This is a genomic window from Dactylosporangium sp. NPDC051087, assembly GCF_055586325.1.
On sequence record NZ_JBVJIJ010000042.1, the window covers coordinates 23,608 to 39,805 of the forward strand.

18 protein-coding genes are annotated in these 16,198 nt (G+C 74.3%); 11 read left to right on the plus strand and 7 right to left on the minus strand.

Translation table 11 applies throughout. The annotated features are described in order from the left end of the window. Positions 1 to 18: 18 nt before the first annotated feature. Positions 19 to 831, plus strand: coding sequence for an NAD-dependent protein deacetylase (locus tag ACZ6TV_RS48925; protein ID WP_465307430.1), 813 nt, complete (start codon positions 19 to 21; stop codon positions 829 to 831). Positions 832 to 856: 25 nt separating this feature from the next. On the opposite strand, the gene ACZ6TV_RS48930 is transcribed toward ACZ6TV_RS48925, so the two are convergent. Then, complete coding sequence (locus ACZ6TV_RS48930; protein ID WP_465307432.1) at positions 857 to 1,588, minus strand: 3-keto-5-aminohexanoate cleavage protein; 732 nt, start codon at positions 1,586 to 1,588, stop codon at positions 857 to 859. Between the two features lie 78 nt (positions 1,589 to 1,666). Further along, positions 1,667 to 1,948 carry a DUF3040 domain-containing protein gene (locus ACZ6TV_RS48935; protein ID WP_465307434.1) on the minus strand — a complete coding sequence of 94 codons (282 nt, stop codon included), beginning with the start codon at positions 1,946 to 1,948 and terminating at the stop codon, positions 1,667 to 1,669. Positions 1,949 to 2,183: 235 nt separating this feature from the next. Here ACZ6TV_RS48935 and ACZ6TV_RS48940 point away from each other — a divergent pair, with 235 nt between their 5' ends. The 4 genes from ACZ6TV_RS48940 to ACZ6TV_RS48955 are packed head-to-tail and all read left to right on the plus strand — an operon-like array spanning position 2,184 to position 5,819. Beyond that, positions 2,184 to 3,062 (plus strand): hypothetical protein, encoded by an 879-nt coding sequence (locus ACZ6TV_RS48940; RefSeq protein ID WP_465307436.1) that lies wholly within the window; start codon positions 2,184 to 2,186, stop codon positions 3,060 to 3,062. Between the two features lie 53 nt (positions 3,063 to 3,115). Next, positions 3,116 to 4,447 carry an AI-2E family transporter gene (locus ACZ6TV_RS48945; RefSeq protein WP_465307438.1) on the plus strand — a complete coding sequence of 444 codons (1,332 nt, stop codon included), beginning with the start codon at positions 3,116 to 3,118 and terminating at the stop codon, positions 4,445 to 4,447. 38 nt (positions 4,448 to 4,485) lie between these two features. Next, on the plus strand, positions 4,486 to 4,923 hold the full coding sequence (locus ACZ6TV_RS48950; protein WP_465307440.1) for a nitroreductase family deazaflavin-dependent oxidoreductase: 438 nt from the start codon (positions 4,486 to 4,488) through the stop codon (positions 4,921 to 4,923). Positions 4,924 to 4,928: 5 nt separating this feature from the next. Continuing rightward, the gene (locus tag ACZ6TV_RS48955) at positions 4,929 to 5,819 is read left to right on the plus strand and encodes a glycoside hydrolase family 88 protein (RefSeq protein WP_465307442.1); all 891 of its coding nucleotides are present in this window, start codon (positions 4,929 to 4,931) and stop codon (positions 5,817 to 5,819) included. A gap of 32 nt (positions 5,820 to 5,851) precedes the next feature. Here ACZ6TV_RS48955 and ACZ6TV_RS48960 read toward each other — a convergent pair whose 3' ends face one another. Beyond that, positions 5,852 to 6,322 (minus strand): MarR family transcriptional regulator, encoded by a 471-nt coding sequence (locus ACZ6TV_RS48960; protein ID WP_465307444.1) that lies wholly within the window; start codon positions 6,320 to 6,322, stop codon positions 5,852 to 5,854. Positions 6,323 to 6,434: 112 nt separating this feature from the next. Here ACZ6TV_RS48960 and ACZ6TV_RS48965 point away from each other — a divergent pair, with 112 nt between their 5' ends. From ACZ6TV_RS48965 to ACZ6TV_RS48975, 3 genes are all read left to right on the plus strand, one after another. Beyond that, positions 6,435 to 7,253 (plus strand): NAD(P)H-binding protein, encoded by an 819-nt coding sequence (locus ACZ6TV_RS48965; RefSeq protein WP_465307446.1) that lies wholly within the window; start codon positions 6,435 to 6,437, stop codon positions 7,251 to 7,253. 1 nt (position 7,254) lies between these two features. Further along, positions 7,255 to 7,620 carry a DoxX family protein gene (locus ACZ6TV_RS48970; protein ID WP_465307448.1) on the plus strand — a complete coding sequence of 122 codons (366 nt, stop codon included), beginning with the start codon at positions 7,255 to 7,257 and terminating at the stop codon, positions 7,618 to 7,620. Positions 7,621 to 7,728: 108 nt separating this feature from the next. Further along, a complete protein-coding gene (locus tag ACZ6TV_RS48975; protein ID WP_465307450.1) occupies positions 7,729 to 8,220 on the plus strand; it encodes a hypothetical protein in 492 nt (163 codons plus the stop codon). Here ACZ6TV_RS48975 and ACZ6TV_RS48980 read toward each other — a convergent pair. Beyond that, on the minus strand, positions 8,199 to 9,902 hold the full coding sequence (locus ACZ6TV_RS48980) for an ABC transporter ATP-binding protein (protein WP_465307554.1): 1,704 nt from the start codon (positions 9,900 to 9,902) through the stop codon (positions 8,199 to 8,201). The genes ACZ6TV_RS48975 and ACZ6TV_RS48980 overlap by 22 nt on opposite strands. A 246-nt stretch (positions 9,903 to 10,148) precedes the next feature. Between ACZ6TV_RS48980 and ACZ6TV_RS48985 the strand changes: the two genes are divergently transcribed. After that, on the plus strand, positions 10,149 to 10,499 hold the full coding sequence (locus ACZ6TV_RS48985; protein ID WP_465307556.1) for a MarR family winged helix-turn-helix transcriptional regulator: 351 nt from the start codon (positions 10,149 to 10,151) through the stop codon (positions 10,497 to 10,499). On the opposite strand, the gene ACZ6TV_RS48990 is transcribed toward ACZ6TV_RS48985, so the two are convergent. The 3 genes from ACZ6TV_RS48990 to ACZ6TV_RS49000 all read right to left on the minus strand — a co-directional run bounded on the left by ACZ6TV_RS48990 (position 10,480) and on the right by ACZ6TV_RS49000 (position 13,982). Continuing rightward, a complete protein-coding gene (locus tag ACZ6TV_RS48990) occupies positions 10,480 to 11,718 on the minus strand; it encodes an RNA polymerase sigma factor (RefSeq protein WP_465307452.1) in 1,239 nt (412 codons plus the stop codon). The two genes, ACZ6TV_RS48985 and ACZ6TV_RS48990, sit on opposite strands and share 20 nt — an antisense overlap. A 9-nt stretch (positions 11,719 to 11,727) precedes the next feature. Continuing rightward, complete coding sequence (locus tag ACZ6TV_RS48995; protein WP_465307454.1) at positions 11,728 to 13,188, minus strand: diguanylate cyclase domain-containing protein; 1,461 nt, start codon at positions 13,186 to 13,188, stop codon at positions 11,728 to 11,730. Positions 13,189 to 13,310: 122 nt separating this feature from the next. Next, a complete protein-coding gene (locus ACZ6TV_RS49000) occupies positions 13,311 to 13,982 on the minus strand; it encodes a siderophore-interacting protein (protein WP_465307456.1) in 672 nt (223 codons plus the stop codon). An 86-nt stretch (positions 13,983 to 14,068) separates the two neighbouring features. On the opposite strand from ACZ6TV_RS49000, the gene ACZ6TV_RS49005 reads away from it, so the two are divergent. Together ACZ6TV_RS49005 and ACZ6TV_RS49010 are read left to right on the plus strand one after the other, a co-directional pair. Next, positions 14,069 to 14,893 (plus strand): class I SAM-dependent methyltransferase, encoded by an 825-nt coding sequence (locus ACZ6TV_RS49005; protein ID WP_465307458.1) that lies wholly within the window; start codon positions 14,069 to 14,071, stop codon positions 14,891 to 14,893. 47 nt (positions 14,894 to 14,940) lie between these two features. Further along, positions 14,941 to 16,194 (plus strand): aldehyde dehydrogenase family protein, encoded by a 1,254-nt coding sequence (locus ACZ6TV_RS49010; RefSeq protein ID WP_465307460.1) that lies wholly within the window; start codon positions 14,941 to 14,943, stop codon positions 16,192 to 16,194. Positions 16,195 to 16,198 lie beyond the last annotated feature (4 nt).

Below are 16,198 nucleotides of genomic sequence, written 5' to 3' on the forward strand. Positions count from 1 at the left end.
CGAGGCACACTGAAAGGCGTGGAACGGTTGATCGGGCTCGTCCGGGACGGCGGGGTGGTGGTCCTCAGCGGCGCCGGGCTGTCCACGGAGTCGGGCATTCCGGACTATCGGGGGCCGAGCGGCCTGCGGCGCGGCGCGACACCGATGACGTACCAGAGGTTCACCGGCGACCCGGTGGCCAGGCGGCGCTACTGGGCGCGCAGCTACCTGGGCTGGCGCACGATCGCCGAGGCGGCGCCCAACGACGGCCACCGTGCGGTCGCCCGGCTGCAGCGCTGCGGCCTGGTGACCGGGATCGTCACGCAGAACGTCGACGGTCTGCACCAGGCCGGCGGCGCGGACCCGGTCATCGAGCTGCACGGCGGGCTGGACCGGGTGGTGTGCCTGGACTGCGGCGACCTGACCGCCCGCACCGCGCTCGACCTGCGGCTGCGGCGGATGAACCCGGGGTTCGATCCGCAGACGGGCCCGGAGGTCAACCCCGACGGCGACGTCGACCTGACCGACGATCAGGCCGCGGACTTCGCCACGGCCGACTGCGAGCGTTGCGGCGGCATGCTCAAGCCCGACGTCGTGTTCTTCGGCGAGCAGGTGCCGATGCCCCGCGTCGAGGCGGCGTTCGCGCTCGTGGAGGGCGCGGCGGCGCTGCTCGTGCTGGGCTCGTCGCTGACGGTGCTGTCCGGGCGCCGGTTCGTCATCCGGGCGGCGAAGCTGGGCGTGCCGATCGCCATCGTCAACCAGGGCCCGACGAAGAGCGACGGCGCCGCGGCCGTGCTCGTGGACGCGCCGCTGGGCAAGACGCTGGCCCTCCTCGCCGAGCTCGCGGGCTGACCTCGCCCCGCTGCGGCGGCCGCGATCAGGGGGACGACCACACCGACAGGGCGTGCCGCACGAGGTCGGCGTTGCCGGAGACGGGACCGCCGCCGGGCCCGGTGAGGGTGTCCTCCAGGCCGATGCGGGTCGGCAGGCCGAGCCGTCCGGCGAGGGCGACCATCGGCCAGCACAGCTCGCCCTCGCCGTGCAGGAGCCGCTCGCCGCGGACCCCGACCTCGTCGAGCCGCGCCAGGACCGCGAGGGCGTCGGTGGCCGGCGACATGATCTCGACGAGGACGCGGGGCAGGTCGTCCACGATGGACAGCGCCGAGGCGTCCTGCACGGTCCAGACGCCGGCCTCGACGGCGACGCCGAGTGCCCGCAGCGTGCCGGTCACGCCGGTGAAGCCCGGTTCGGCGACGTTCACCGACGCGAAGTCCGGCAGGTGTACCGGTGGCAGCCCCGCCCACGCGTCGAGGGCGCGCTGCCGGGCGCCGACGTCCCGGCCGGTGATCCACAGTCCCGTGGTGACCCCGACGGGGGTGGACGGGCACGCCGCGCGGACCGCGGCCACGGCGGCACCCACGTCGGCCGGGTCGAGGGACTCCTGCCCGTCCGGACCCCGGGGGTGCAGGTGCACGGCCTCGGCGCCGGCGGCCACGGCGTCCCGCGCCGAGGCGGCGAGCTCCGCGGGGGTGCAGGGCAGGCCGGGGTGCTCGCCGGGCCGGCGGCTCCCGTTCAGCGCGACCTTGATCCGGGCGATCGGGGACAGCACCGGACAAAGTTACGCAGTGCACTGACCCCCGACGGCCGGCGGGGGCCTTCGGGGGTCTGGAGTGCGGGGGGGGTGGGACTATGGGATGGCAGGGGGGTCCGACTGGTGCTGCGGCCGCCAGGTCCACACGCCCCCGGCGACGCCCACGGCGCAGATCGCCAGGACGGTGCCCGCGACGCTGCCGGCGGCCAGCCCGACGACGACGCCGAGGACCCCGGCAGTGGCGATGGCGACCGCGGTGATGCGGCGGGGTGTGACCCGGCGGGTCATCGCCCGGTTGAACCCGTTGACGAACCGCGTGTCATTGCGCAGTGCGGCTTCGATGTCCGCGAGCCGCTGCTGCTCGCTCTCGCTGAGCATGATGCTCAACCTCCTCCGACGGGCCTGCCCGGTGCGCGACGTGTACCCGCTCCGCTCGATGGTCACACACTTCTGCGGGTTTAGGGTCGGTCGATCGGCGCCAGTGGGAAACTCCCAGCCTGCGGGGTTGTGCCCAGACCGGGTAAATGCACCAAATGTCACTTCTGGCGACCTGCGAGGTGGTGGCCGGTGTGCCAAACTCTGCGGCGATACATGTGAGGCATGGGGAGGCAACGTGGATCCGTCGCAGCAGTGGCAGCACCCGCAGCAGGGTCAGCCGGGTCCGCAGTACCCGCAGCAGGGCCAGCCGCAGTACCCGCAGTACCCGCAGCAGGGTCAGCCGGTCCCGCCGCAGTACCCGCAACAGCCGCAGCCGCAGCAGCCGCAGCCGGGCTACCCGGGCCAGCCCTACTCGGCGCAGCCGTACAACATCGCGCCCAACTCCGCCGCGCCGTACAGCGGGCCGCCCGCGAACCCGTACACCCAGCCGGTCCCGTACGCGCCGCCGCCGCGCTCGCGCAACCGGCTCGTGCCGATCCTCATCGCCGGTGGGGTCGTGGTCGTCGTGCTGGTGGTGGCGATCGTCGTCGTCGCCCTCGGCCGGGACGACAAGAGCGACCCTGGCCCCGGCCCGGCCGTCGCGACGGCCTCGTCCTACGCCGGGCCGGTCGACCCGTGCCTCGTCGGCACCTGGAACCAGACCAGCTACCAGAAGGTCGTCGACCTGACGGGCACCGACGTCGACAAGCGCGAGAGCATCGGCAAGGTCAAGATGACCGGCAGCGGCAAGAAATGGACCATCAAGGCCGACGGCAGTGCCGTGGAGGACGACGCGAAGACGGTGTACAGCGGCAAGGACGACAAGGGCCGCAAGATCGACGCCACCTTCTCCGGCACCACCGACTGGGCGCTCAAGACGGTCGGCCGGACGATCGAGTTCGCCGGCAAGGAGAGCACGTCCTCGGTGGTCATCTCGGTCGACGGCCGCAAGGCCGGCACGATCAACCTCGAGCCCAACCTCGACCCGACCAACTACACCTGCGTCGGCGACGTGTGGCGCACCTCGAGCACCAGCGACCCCGACTCGTTCGCCCGCTACGACAAGGTCAAGTGATCTGACGCGAAACCCCTCGATTGGTGGAGCCCGTCGGGGGGTACAGCGACGGCATGACCTGGATTGCGCAAGTTTCGGACCGTGCGAAGGCGCGACTGACCACGGCCCGTCGCACGGGCGCGGTCCCCGAGTTCCGCCGTGAGGTGCCCGACCGGGACGTCCTCGTGGTCGACCAGCGCTCCACAGTGGACGACGGCATCCCGCACGGCGTGCGGGTGGCCGGCGCCTGGGCCTGGCGCATCGTGCTGTTCATCCTCGCCGCGTACCTGCTGCTCCGGCTGATCGGCGCGCTGCGGCTCATGGTCATCCCGGTCGTGGTGGCGCTGCTGCTCGCGGCGCTGCTGGAGCCGGCCGCGGCCGCGCTGCGCAACCGCGGCGTGCACCGCTCCCTCGCCGCCGGGCTCGTCCTCGTCGCCGGGCTCATCGTCGTCTTCGGCGGGCTCGGCATCATCGTGCAGACGTTCATCGCCCAGTTCGACAGCCTGTCGCAACAGGTCGCCGGCGGCATCAACGAGATCCGCGACTGGCTCGCCCGGGGCCCGCTGCACGTGTCGCGGCAACAGGTCGACGACGCCATGGCCGGGTTCAGCGACCAGCTGAAGTCCAACCGGGGCGCGCTCACCTCCGGTGCCCTGACCACCGCCACCACCCTCGGCGAGGTCCTCACCGGCTTCTTCGTGGTGCTGTTCACGCTGTTCTTCTTCCTCCGCGACGGCGGGCAGATCTGGGAGTTCCTCTGCCGCCTGCTGCCCCGCCCCGCGCGCCTGCCCGCCGCCCGGGCCGGGCACTACTCGTGGTTCACGCTCGTGTCGTACGTGCGGGCCACCGTCCTCGTCGCGTTCGTCGACGCCGTCGGCATCGGCATCGGCCTGGCGATCCTGCGGATCCCCCTGGCGCTGCCCCTGGCCGCGCTGGTGTTCCTCGGCGCGTTCATCCCCGTCGTCGGCGCGACCCTGTCCGGCGCGGTCGCGGTGCTCGTCGCCCTCGTCACCAAGGACCCGTTGCACGCGCTGCTCGTGCTCGCCATCGTCATCGCGGTACAGCAGCTGGAAGGCCACGTCCTGCAGCCGCTCATCATGGGGCGCGCCGTGTCCCTGCACCCGCTGGCGGTGATCCTCGCGATCACGACCGGCGTGGTCGCCGCCGGCATCGTGGGCGGTCTCGTGGCGGTGCCGCTGCTCGCGGTCGGCAACACCGCGATCCGATATCTGGTCGCCCATCCCGACGGCGAGCCGACCCCGGACAAGGAACCACCGGGCACCGAACCGTCCGAGGAGTCCGACGGCGGCCCCATCGCGTCCGAGCCGGCCGAGCCCACCCCGCCCCCGCCGGGCGAGGACCTGCCGGACGCGGAAACCTCCGGCAGCACCAGCGCGCGCGAGTAGGGTTGAGCCCGCACCGATCCCATCAGTGAGGAGCTGTCATGCCGCTGACCGGAGAGTACGCGCCAGGCGCCGCGGACTGGGCCAACGAGCAGGCCCAGCTGTTCGAGCGGTCCAACGGCGCCGAGGGCAACACGCTGCGCGGACGCCCGATCATCCTGCTCACCACCCTCGGCGCGAAATCCGGCAAGATCCGCAAGAACCCGCTGATGCGGGTCGAGCACGAGGGTGAGTACGCGGTCGTCGCGTCCGCCGGCGGCCAGCCGAGCCACCCCGTCTGGTATCACAACCTGGTCGCCCACCCGCAGGTGGAGCTGCAGGACGGCCCGGTGCGCAAGGACTACACCGCCCGGCTCGTCACCGGCGACGAGCGCACCGCGTGGTGGCGGCGGGCCAACGAGACCTGGCCCGACTATGACGGCTACCAGGCCAAGACCGACCGGGAGATCCCCGTCTTCGTGCTCATGCCCGCCAGCTGACCCGGGTGACCGACCCGGTCCTGCTCGCGCTGCTCGCCATGCAGCGCCACTCGTGGGAGCAGGGCGTCGCCGCGCACGCCCTGCTCGACCTCGGTCACACCGATCTCGCCCGCCGGCTCGCCCTCGACGCGGTCGTCCACCAGAGCGCGGACGGCCGCCTCGGCACGATGGGGGAGGAGTCCGGCTCGGTCAACGGCGCGGCCTGCGCCGAGCCGATCCTCGAGCACCCCGCCGTCGCGGCGCAGCTGGACTGGCTGCTGCGGCGGGCGCCGCGGGCCGCGGACGGCACGCTGTTCCACGTGATCGGCGGCCGCGAGGTCTGGGCCGACACCGTCTACATGGTGGTGCCGCTGCTCGCCGCGACCGGCCACCCCGACGAGGCCGTCCGGCAGGTGGAGGGCCACCGGACCCGGCTGTGCGGCGACGGGCTCTACGCGGCCCGCTGGGACGAGGACGCCGCCGCCCTGACCGGCGCGGAGCGCTGGGGGACCGGCAGCGGGTGGGTCGCCGCGGGCATCGCCCGGGCGCTGCGGCACGACCCGTCCCTCACCCCCGCCCTGGCCGGCCACGCCCGGGAGGTCGTCGACGCGTGCCTCGCACTGCGCCGCCCCGACGGACTGTTCGGCAACGTCCTTCCCGACCCCGCGTCGTTCACGGAGGCGAACGTCGCGCAGATGCTGGCGTACACCACCTGCACAGGCGTCGCCGACGGCTGGCTCCCGCCGTCATATGCGGCCGTGGGCCGCTCGCTGATCGCCGCGGTCGCGCCGCTGGTCTCCGAGGACGGCCTGGTCACGGGGGTGTGCGGCGCGCCGGCGTTCGACCGGCCCGGCACCTCGGCCGAGGCGCAGGCCTTCCACCTTCTCGCCCGGGCCGCCGCCGCGCGCCTGCCCTGATCCACCCGCGCGGGCGCGCTCCGGCGCTGGTTTCAGTCGGCGTCGCCGAGCGCGTCGGTGGCGTGGCGGCCGGCGGCGGTGGCCCGGTCCAGGAACTCGGCGAGCAGCTGCAGCTGTGCCTCGTCATACCCGGCGCACAGGTCGTCCATGGCCGCGTTCATCCCCGTGTACAGCTGGAAGATCTCAGCGTTGCGCTCCTTCAGGGCGCGGACCTGGACCGCCCGCCGGTCGGCCGGGTCCCGCTCGCGGGCGATCCAGCCGGCCTTCTCGAGACGGTCCAGGACGCCGGTCATCGTGGCCGGGTGCAGCCCGGCGCGCCGGGCGAGGGCGCTGGGGCTCGTCGGGCCGTGCCGGTTGATCAGGTCGAGGCAGTCGAAGTCGGCGTCCTTTACCCCGAGCCGCCCGCCGACCTGGTGGTTGAGCAGCGACAGCTGGATCGAAAGCTCCCGGAGCGACTCCTTGATGGCCGTCGTGGACCGCCGCCGCTGCCGCGGCCCGTCCACGGCGGGCCCATCGGAATGTGATACGGAACTCATATCATCTCGATCCCGGATCCAAATATTATGAGATCCATACGATATCGGTTGTCGAAGACACGATACCCGGAGGTATCTCATGATCCTGCTCACCGGTGCGACCGGCGCGATCGGCCGCCACCTGCTGCGCACCCTGACCGAGACCGGCGAGTTCGTGCGGGTCGTCACCCGCGGCGCCCCGCTGCCCGGCGTCGACTGCGTCGGCTCGATCCGCGAGGGACTTGCCGGCGCCTCCGCGGTGTTCCTGCACCCGCGGGTCACCGGCGGCGACGCGCCGGAGGTCATCGCCGCGGCCCGGTCCGCCGGGGTGCGGAAGGTCGTCGCGCTCACCGCGATCAACGTCGACGACCCGGAGGACCGGCAGCCGTCCCGGTTCGCCGGCGACCGCAACAAGGAGCTCGACGTGGCGGCGCGGGGCAGCGGCCTGGCGTGGACCTGCCTGCGCCCGTCGGCGTTCGCCGGCAACGCCGCCCGCGCGTTCGGGCCGCAGCTGCGGGCGGGTGACACGGTCCGGTACCCGTTCCGCGCGTTCGAGGAGTCCCTTGTGGACGAGCGCGACATCGCGGAGGTCGCGGCGCGGGCGCTGCGCGACGACGCGTTCGCCGGGCAGGTCCTGGAGCTGACCGGCCCGCAGTCGCTGACGCACGGCGAGCAGGTCGCGACGATCGCCGCCGTGCTGCGCCGCCCGCTGACCTTCGAGGAGGTGCCGCCCGAGGTCGCCGCCTGGCGCCTCACCCTGGCGGGGCTGCCGGAGGCGTTCGCCGGGGCGCTGATGGAGCGGTACGAGCGGCATCTCGACAAGCCGCAGCACCCGCCGACCGACGTGGTGGAGCAGGTCCTCGGCCGGCCCGCGACGCCGTTCGCCGGCTGGGTCGCGGACCACGCGGACGCGTTCTGACATGAGCGCCGCCCACCTCACCGTCGCGCTGGTCACGGCCGCGGCGAACCTGTTCTCCGGCACCTGCGCGGTCCTGCGGTTCAGGCCGATCCTGCCGGGCATGGCGGCGGCCGGCGTGCCGGTGTCGTGGCTGGCGTTCCCGATCGGCGTGCTGAAGCTGGCCGGCGCCGCGGGTCTGCTCGCCGGTCTCGCGGGGCCGGCGCCGCTCGGCACGGCCGCCGCCGCGGGCCTGGTGCTGTTCTTCGTCTGCGCCGTGTACACACATCTGCGGGCGGCCGACCTGTCGGCACAGTTCGGCCTGGCGATCGGCTTCCTGGCACTCGCGGTGGCGACGCTGGCCCTCGACCCGGCGCTGCACGTCGGCTAGCACCCTCGAACGCGGCCGCGGACCGTTCCGGCGAGCTGGGGCGGGCCGCTGCGGCCGCGGCGTGGTGGAGCGGGTCCTGCTGAGCGAGGGCGCTGCGGGGATCGTGACGTGTGCGGGTCCATCGACCCGGTCGAGGCGGAGCGCGCGACGGGCGCCGCGCCGGTCGTCCGGGACCCGCACGCGAGGTTCGGGCCGCGGGCCGGTGTCGAGGGGGCGGCCGACATCCTGTGGACGTCGACCGCTCCGGACGTGGTGCCGCGTGTGGTGCGTCGCCGCGGCTGGTCGTCGGACCGTTCCGAGCGCCGGCTCGCCGAGACCATGGCCGACGCGGTCCCGCCCCGCCCCGGGCCGCCCGCCGCGGCCGGGCAGGTCCTGCTCCGCCCCGGGCCGCCCGCCGCGGCCGGAGAGGTCCCGCCGCGGCGCCCGGCCGGTGCGGGCGGCGGTGCGGGTGGCGGTGCGGGCGGCGGTGCGGGCGGCGGTGCGGGCGGCGGCGCGGGTTGCCGCCGGTCGTGCGCCGGACCGCCGCTCCCCGGAGTTGCGCCCGTCGCGTGGGCGGGCGCGTCGGGGACGTCACCGGGTCATGCGGCGAGGGCGGCGTAGGCGCCGTCGGCCTGCAGGAGGGTGGTGTGGGTGCCCTGCTCGACGACGCGGCCGTGGTCGATGACGAGGATCTGGTCGGCGTCGCGGACGGTGCTGAGGCGGTGGGCGATGGTGATGGTGGTGCGGCCCTCGGTGAGGGTCTCGAAGGCGCGCTGGACGGCCCGTTCGGTCTCGGTGTCCAGGGCGCTGGTGGCCTCGTCGAGGACGAGGATGCGCGGGTCGCGCAGCAGGGTGCGGGCGATGGCGATGCGCTGCTGTTCGCCGCCGGAGAAGCGGTAGCCCCGGGAGCCGACCATGGTGTCGTAGCCGTCGGGGAGGCGGGTGATGAGGTCGTGGATCTGCGCGGCCTTCGCCGCCTCGACGAGCTCGGCGTCGGTGGCGCCGGGCTTCGCGTAGCGCAGGTTCTCGCGGATGGTGGTGTGCAGCAGGTAGGTCTCCTGGCTGACGACGCCGACGACCGCGGCGAGGTCGGTGAGGCGGACGTCGCGCAGGTCGACGCCGTCGATGGTGACGCGGCCGCCGGTGGGGTCGTGGAGCCGGGCGATGAGCGCGGCGATGGTGCTCTTGCCGGAGCCGGTCTCGCCGACCAGGGCGAGTGAGCTGCCGGCGGGCACGTCGAGGCTGATGCCGGCGACGGCGGCGGCGTCGCTGCCGGGGTAGCTGTAGGTGACGTCCTCGAAGCGCAGGTGGCCGCGGGTGCCGGTGCGGGGCAGCGGCACGGGCTGCGCGGGGTCGTCGACCTCGACGGGCAGGTCGAGGTATTCGAAGATCCGCGCGAAGAGCGCGAGGGAGCTGGTGAGGGAGACGCCGACGCCGAGCAGGCCCATGAGCGGCCGGAAGAGCGCGGACTGCAGGGCGGTGAAGGCGACGAGGGTGCCGATGCTGAGCGAGCCGGCGGTGGGCGGGAGCCCGGCGCTGAGGTAGATGACGGCGGGGATCGCGGCGAAGATGATGTTCATCGACGCCATCCGCCAGCGGCCGGCGAGCTCGGAGCGCAGCTCGAGGTCGATGAGCCGGGTGGACGAGCCGGTGAACCGGTCGACGAGGGCGGCGCCGGCGCCCATGGTCTTGCTGAGGCGCACGCCGCTGACGGAGAGGCCTTCCTCGATGGTGACGTTGAGGTCGGCGAGCTCCCGCTGGCGCTGTGCGGTGATCTCGCGGCGCATCCCGGCGACCTTGCGGGTCAGGTAGATCGCGGGGGGCAGCACGACGAGGGAGACCAGCGACAGCCGCCAGGAGAGCGCGGCCATGGCGACGGCGGTCGTGACGGTGGTGGTCAGGTTGGAGGCGACGGAGGTGGCGGTGGAGGTGACCACGCTCTGCATGCCGCCGATGTCGTTGGTGATCCGGGACTGGACCTCGCCGGTGCGGGTGCGGGTGAAGAACCCGACCGACTGGCGCTGGAGGTGGGTGAAGACGTCGACGCGGAGCCGGTGCATGACCTGCTGGCCGACCCTGGTGGAGATCCAGGTCTGGACGACGCCGAGCGCGGAGGTGACGGCGGCGACGCCGACCATGCCGGCGACGAGCCAGCCGAGCAGCGTGGTGTCCCGTTCGGGGAGCGCGACGTCGATGACCTCGCGGAGCAGGAACGGGGCCGCGCCGCCGAGGGCGGAGGAGATGACGATGATCGCGACGACCGTGGTCAGGGGGCCGCGGTGGGGGGTGAAGAGCCTGCCGATGCGGGCGAGGGAGACGGTCCTGGCGCGTTGCTTGTCGGCGGCGCTGACCTCGCGGGTGCGTGGGGGCCGGGTCGGGTGTCGGGGTTCCAAGGGGGCTCACCTTCTGTCGGGGACAATGTTGAGGTTACCTCACTATGAGGCTCCAACACCAACCCCTGCTACCGTATTCCCGTGGAAGATGCCGAGCGGCAGGGGGACGAGAGTCTCGCCGAGGTGTTCTGGAGCGTCGCCCGACGGCTGCGGCACATGACCCACGAGACGCTCCAGCCGATCGGGATCACCCCGGGGCAGTCCCGTGCGGTGGCGGTGCTCGTGCGGCACGGCGTCATGCGCCTCAGCGAGCTGTCGGACCACCTGCGGATCGCGCCGCGCTCGACCACCGAGGTCGTCGACGGGCTGCAGGAGCGCGGTCTGGTCGAGCGGCGCCCCGACCCGGCGGACCGTCGCGCCACCCTCGTCGCGCTGACCGAGGCCGGTCAGGCCACCGCGGAGGCGATCAGGGCCGCCCGGCACGCCGAGGCCGAGCGCTTCTTCGCCGCCCTCGACGCCGACGACCGCGCGACGCTGGGACGGATCCTCAGGACGCTGAAGCCCTAGCCAGGAACAGGGCGCGCTCGCGTTCGTTGCCGGTCAGGGCCGCCGCCCGGGCGAACTCGGCCCGGGCCTCCTCCCGGCGGTCGAGGCGCTCGAGCAGGTCACCGCGGGCCGCCGGCAGATACGGGTAGCCCGTGAGGGCGCCGTCGAGCTCGTCCAGCAGGGCCAGGCCGGCCGCCGGGCCCCCGTCCGGCCCAGGGGCCATGCCGACCGCGACGGCGAGGTTCAGCCGTACCACGGCGGACGGCGCGACATGCGAGAGCAGCTGATACAGGGCGACGATCCTCGCCCAGTCGGTGTCCTGCGGGCGCAGCGCCCGGGCGTGGCAGGCGGCGATCGCGGCCTGCAGGCCGTAGGGGCCGAGCGTGCCGAGCGTCTCCGCCGCCGACAGCGCCGCCAGGCCGCGGCGGATCAGCAGCCTGTCCCACAGCCGCCGGTCCTGGTCCATGAGCAGCACCGGCGTCCCGTCGGGCGCCGTCCGCGCCCGGATCCTGGCCGCCTGCAGCTCCATGAGCGCGCACAGCCCGTGCACCTCCGGCTCGCGCGGCAGCAGGCCCGCGAGGACCCGGCCGAGGCGGATCGCCTCCTCGCACAGCTGCGGCCGGGCCCAGTCGTCGCCGGCGGACGCCGAGTAGCCCTCGTTGAAGATGAGGTAGACCACGCCGAGGGTGGCGCTCAGCCGGGCCGGCAGCTCCGCGGGGGAGGGCAGCTCGAACTCGACGCCCGTGAGCGCCCGCTTGGCGCGCAGGATCCGCTGCGACACGGTCGCCTCGGTGGTCAGGAACGCCCGGGCGATGGCGCCGGTGCCGAGCCCGCCCAGCGTCCGCAGGACGAGCGCCACCTGCGACTCGGTGGTCAGCGCCGGGTGGCACGCGGTGAGGATCAGGCGCAGCAGGTCGTCCTGCACGTGGTCGTCGACGTCCGGCACGTCGTCGAAGGCCCCGGCGAGCGCCGGGTCGGTGGCGCCGATGACGGCGAGCTTGCGCTCGTGGTTGGCGCGGCGGCGCAGCACGTCGACGGCGCGGTGCTTCGCCGTCGCCATCAGCCACGGGCCGGGGTCGTCGGGCACGCCGCGCTCCGGCCACTGCTCCAGGGCGATGACCAGCGCGTCCTGGGCGAGCTCCTCGGCGAGGCCGACGTCGCGCACGATCCTGGCCAGCCCGGCGACGAGCCGTGCCGACTCGATCCGGAAGACCGCCTCGACGGTGTCGCGTACGTCCACAACGGCTGATTATGCGGCGACGGGGGTCACCGGCTCCAGCTCCGGCGTGAAGAGGACCACGCGGTTGCGGCCGCGCAGCTTCGCCGCGTACATGGCGACGTCGGCGTGGCGCATCAGGTCGCCGACGCGGGTGCCCCGGTCCGCGATGCCGACGCTCGCCCCGACGGTGACGGACCCGTCGCGGACCGGGATCGGCACGGCGACGGCGGCGATGACCCGCTCCGCCAGGTCGCCGGCCGCGTCCGCCGGGACGAGCAGCGCGAACTCGTCGCCGCCCATCCTGGCGACCAGCGCGTCCCCGGCGCACCCGGCGAGCCGCTCGGCGATCGTGGTGAGGACCCGGTCGCCGGCCTCGTGGCCGTGAGTGTCGTTCACCGGCTTGAAGCCGTCGAGGTCCACGTACAGCAGCGCCACGGGCCGGTCGGGCCGGTCGGCGCCGGCGTCCGCCGAGAGGCGCCGCTCCAGGGTGTCCAGCAGCAGCGCGCGGTTGGGCAGCCCGGTCAGCGGGTCGTGGTACGCCCGGTGCCGCAGGTCCTCGACGACCTCGGCGAGGCGCTGGTTGAGCCGCCGGTTGTCGCGCAGGGCGAGCACCTGCCGGCCCAGGATCAGCACCGTCATCAGGATCATGAGCAGGAACAGGACCCCGTCGACGCGGCCGCCCCGCACCGCGAACTCGACGACGCCGGTGAGCAGCGCCGCCCCGAACGGCACGTAGGGCAGGTGGTCCCAGGTCCGCTCCGCGGTGACCAGGTTGGCGTTGCCGTCGATCTCGCCGGCCCGGGGCGCGGCGATGCCGACGAACGCGAAGCCGAGGAACCAGCCGAGGTCGGTGACGCCGCCGGGCTCGTACGTGCCGGCGAACACCTGCGACGCGTACGCCGTGTCCGCGGCGAACACGGCGAGGAGCCCGGCCGCCGCGACCGCCACCGACCGGCGGCGCGGGCCGCGGGTCTCGTAGAGCATCAGCAGGGTGATGCTGCCGATGAGCACGTCACCGAGCGGGTAGGTGGCGGCGCTGAACGCCGCCGTCCCGCCGTCGCTGGCCCGGTACAGCGGCCCGACGACGACCGCCCAGCTGATGAAGCACAGGCTGGTCGCCATGATGAACCCGTCGAGGACCGCGCGGACCGAGCCGAGCCGGCGGGTCGCCGCCATCCCGGCCGCGCCGGTCGCCATCAGCAGGATCGCCGCGTCGAACGTCGCGGTCGCCAGCTGCGCCGGCCCGGTCAGCCACACCAGCTGCCCCACCGACCAGAGGCCGAACCCGGCGGCGAGCAGCCGCAGCCCGGCCCGCATCCGGCCGCGCGCCCGCCGGGCCGACCGGAGCCAGCGCAGCCCGACGCCGAAGGTCAGCGCGCAGGTGGCCCAGCCGATGACGGAGCCGCCGGGGTGCCCGACCGCGACGGTGAAGAGCGCGAAGGTGACGATCAGGGCGACCGTGGTCTCGCGGAGGCGTGGCGCTGCGCGCATGTGCCCACCTCCTGCCGCGTCGCCGGTTCGACGCCGTCCTATCGGCGCGGCGGACCGGATCCGCGCGAAACGTGGCACGGCTCATATCGGTACCAGCGCTCCGGGTGAGCCCACGGGATGATCTATTCCATCCCCTTCTTCCCCGGCGTCCAGAACGGCTTCGTCAGCACCGACCGGCGGGGCCAGCCGCGCTCCTGGACCAGGTGCCGCTTGACCGCCTGCACGTCGCGGGCCTCGCCGGCGATGTACGCCATGCCGGGCCCGGCGGGCAGGTCCAGCGCCTCGACGGCGGCGAGGAGGCCGCCGCGGCCGGTCCAGTCGACGGCGCCGGGCAGCGGCAGCCGGTCGGCGTCGTCGCCGCACTCCACGACCGCCCGGCCGGTGCTGCCCGCCGGCAGTGCCCGCAGCATCGCGCCGAACGCGACCGACGCGGTCTCCTCCCCGGCGAACAGGTGCCACGGCGCCGGTCGCAGCACGAAGTCGCCCTTCGGCCGGCTGAGCAGCACCTCGGCGCCGGGCGCGGCGGCGGCGAGCCAGCGGGCGCCGGGGCCGTCGCCGTGCAGCAGGCCCTGCAGCTCGACCGCGTCGTCGTGCCGGTCCCAGACCGAGTAGGTGCGCAGCAGCGGCGCGAGCGCGGTCGCCGGGCCGACGTCGACGCGGACCTGCTGGCCGGGCTGCCACCCGGCGGTCCGCAGCGGCTCGGCGCGCAGCACGATCCGCCGGAAACGCCCGGTCGCGGTGACGTCCTCGACGGTGGCGCGGACGAACAACAGCTCCAGCAAACGGTTCTTCACGGCGCAGACGGTACGCCTGCGGGCGCGTTCGCGGCGGAGGGGAAATCCGCTGTCGGGGCGCCGCCCGGCATGGCAGGTTCGACCGTGTGACCGAGTACCTGCGCCTCAACCGCGCCCAATGGGACGAGCGCGCCCCCGCGCACGCCGCGTCGCCCGGCTACTTCCGGCAGCGGTTCGTCGACGACCCCGCCCACCTCAGCAAGGTCGTCCGCTTCGACCTGCCGCGCCTCGGCGACGTCCGCGGGCTGCGGGCCGTGCACCTGCAGTGCCACATCGGCACCGACACGCTGTCCCTGCACCGCCTCGGCGCCGACGTCACCGGGCTCGACTTCTCCGGCGCGTCCCTGGCCGAGGCCCGCTCGCTCGCCGCCGAGACCGGCGCGGACATCGGCTACGTCGAGGCCGACGTGTACGACGCGCCGCGGGTCCTGGCGGAGGGCACCTTCGACCTCGTGTACACCGGCATCGGCGCGCTGTGCTGGCTGCCGGACGTCCGCCGCTGGGCAGGCGTCGTCGCCGCGCTGCTGAAGCCCGGCGGCCGGCTGTTCCTGCGGGAGGGGCACCCGATGCTGTGGGCCGTCGACGAGACCCGCCCGGACGGTGTGCTCGCGATCGACCAGGCGTACTTCGAACGGGTCGAACCGCTCGTCTGGGACGAGGACGGCACGTACGTGCAGACGGACACCGTCTTCCAGAACACGACCACCCACCAGTGGAACCACGGCCTCGGCGAGATCGTCACCGCCGTCATGGAGGCCGGCCTGGACCTCACCATGCTCCAGGAGCACGACAGCGCCCCCTGGGACGCGCTGCCCGGCCGCACCACCGAGGACGGGCACGGCGAGCACCGGCTCACCGACCGTCCGTGGCGGCTGCCGCAGACGTACACCCTCCAGGCCCGGAAACGGTGACCTTCTAGAATCCGGGTTCCGCCGTTTCTCATCCTGGGAGTGCCGCTGTGTCCGCATCCGTTTCCGAGGCCGCGCGCGCGGCGCGGGCCGCCGCGCCCTCCCTGGCGGCCGCGCCGGCCGAGACGATCGACGACGCGCTGCGCGGCATGGCCCGCCGCCTGGTCACCGCCCGCGACGAGATCCTCGCCGCGAACCGTGAGGACCAGGAGCGGGCCGCCGCCGACGGGATGAGCGGCGGGCTGCTCGACCGGCTGAAGCTCGACGAGACCCGCCTCGCGGCGATGGCCGAGCAGCTGGACATCCTCGCCGGGGTCGGGGCCGAGCCGGCCCGGCGCACGATCCGGTCCCTCGGCGGCGGCCTGGTGCTGCAGGAGTGGCGCCGGCCCGTCGGGGTGATCGGCGCCAACTACGAGGCCCGGCCCAACGTCACCGTCGACGTCGCCTCCCAGCTGGTCAAGTCGCAGAACGCGGGCGTGCTGCGCACCGGCTCCGCCGCCCTGGCCTCCGCGGTCGCGCTCATGGACGGCGTCGTCGCGCCCGCGCTCGCCGAGGCCGGCCTCGACCCCGCCGCCGTGCAGCTGGTGCGGGCGAAGGGCCGCGAGTCCGCGGAGGCGCTCGTCTCGCAGGCGGGGCTCATCCCGCTCGTCATCCTGCGCGGCAGCGGCGACAGCACCCGCAGCCTCGCCGAGCGCGCCGCCCTGCACGGCGTGCGGACCCTCGCCCACGCCGACGGCGGCGGCGTCCTCTACCTCGACGAGGCCGCCGACCCGGCGAAGGCCGCCGCGCTGATCGACGCCGGTCTCGACCGGCTCGGCGTGTGCAACCGGCTCAACCTGCTGCTCGTGCACGCCGCGAGCTGGGACGCGACCGTCCCCGGGATCGTCGCCGCGCTCGCCGCCCGCACCCCGTCGATCACCGCGTCGCTGCCGCCGCACAGCCACGCCCTCGGCTACGAGTGGGCCCTCGACTCGGCCGGCGAGGCGACGGTGACGATCGCCCCGGTCTCGGGTGTCCAGGAGGCGGCCCGGGTCGCCAACGACGAGACGTCCGGGCTGGCCGCCGGGATCGTCACCGAGTCCGCCGCCGCCGCGCGGGAGTTCCTCGCCGCCTACGCCGGGACCGGCGCGTTCTGGAACGCGACGACCCGGCTCCTCGACGGTTTCAAGCTCCTCGCCCTGCCGGAGACCGGCATCAACATCGACCGGGTGCCGGGCCCGCGGGGTCCGGTGACCTTCCGTGACCTTTCGCTGCGCCAGTACGTGGTCGTGCCCGCCGACCGGGCGGACGACCTGGCCGGCTAGGCGG

Bases quoted from the DNA above. Each gene is read 5' to 3' on its own strand.
- ACZ6TV_RS48950 (WP_465307440.1), top strand. From the start codon at position 4,486: ATGCCGCTGACCGGAGAGTACGCGCCAGGCGCCGCGGACTGGGCCAAC.
- ACZ6TV_RS48995 (WP_465307454.1), bottom strand. From the start codon at position 13,188: ATGCGCGCAGCGCCACGCCTCCGCGAGACCACGGTCGCCCTGATCGTC.
- ACZ6TV_RS48965 (WP_465307446.1), top strand. From the start codon at position 6,435: ATGATCCTGCTCACCGGTGCGACCGGCGCGATCGGCCGCCACCTGCTG.
- ACZ6TV_RS48935 (WP_465307434.1), bottom strand. From the start codon at position 1,948: ATGCTCAGCGAGAGCGAGCAGCAGCGGCTCGCGGACATCGAAGCCGCA.
- ACZ6TV_RS48945 (WP_465307438.1), top strand. From the start codon at position 3,116: ATGACCTGGATTGCGCAAGTTTCGGACCGTGCGAAGGCGCGACTGACC.
- ACZ6TV_RS48985 (WP_465307556.1), top strand. From the start codon at position 10,149: ATGACCCACGAGACGCTCCAGCCGATCGGGATCACCCCGGGGCAGTCC.
- ACZ6TV_RS48970 (WP_465307448.1), top strand. From the start codon at position 7,255: ATGAGCGCCGCCCACCTCACCGTCGCGCTGGTCACGGCCGCGGCGAAC.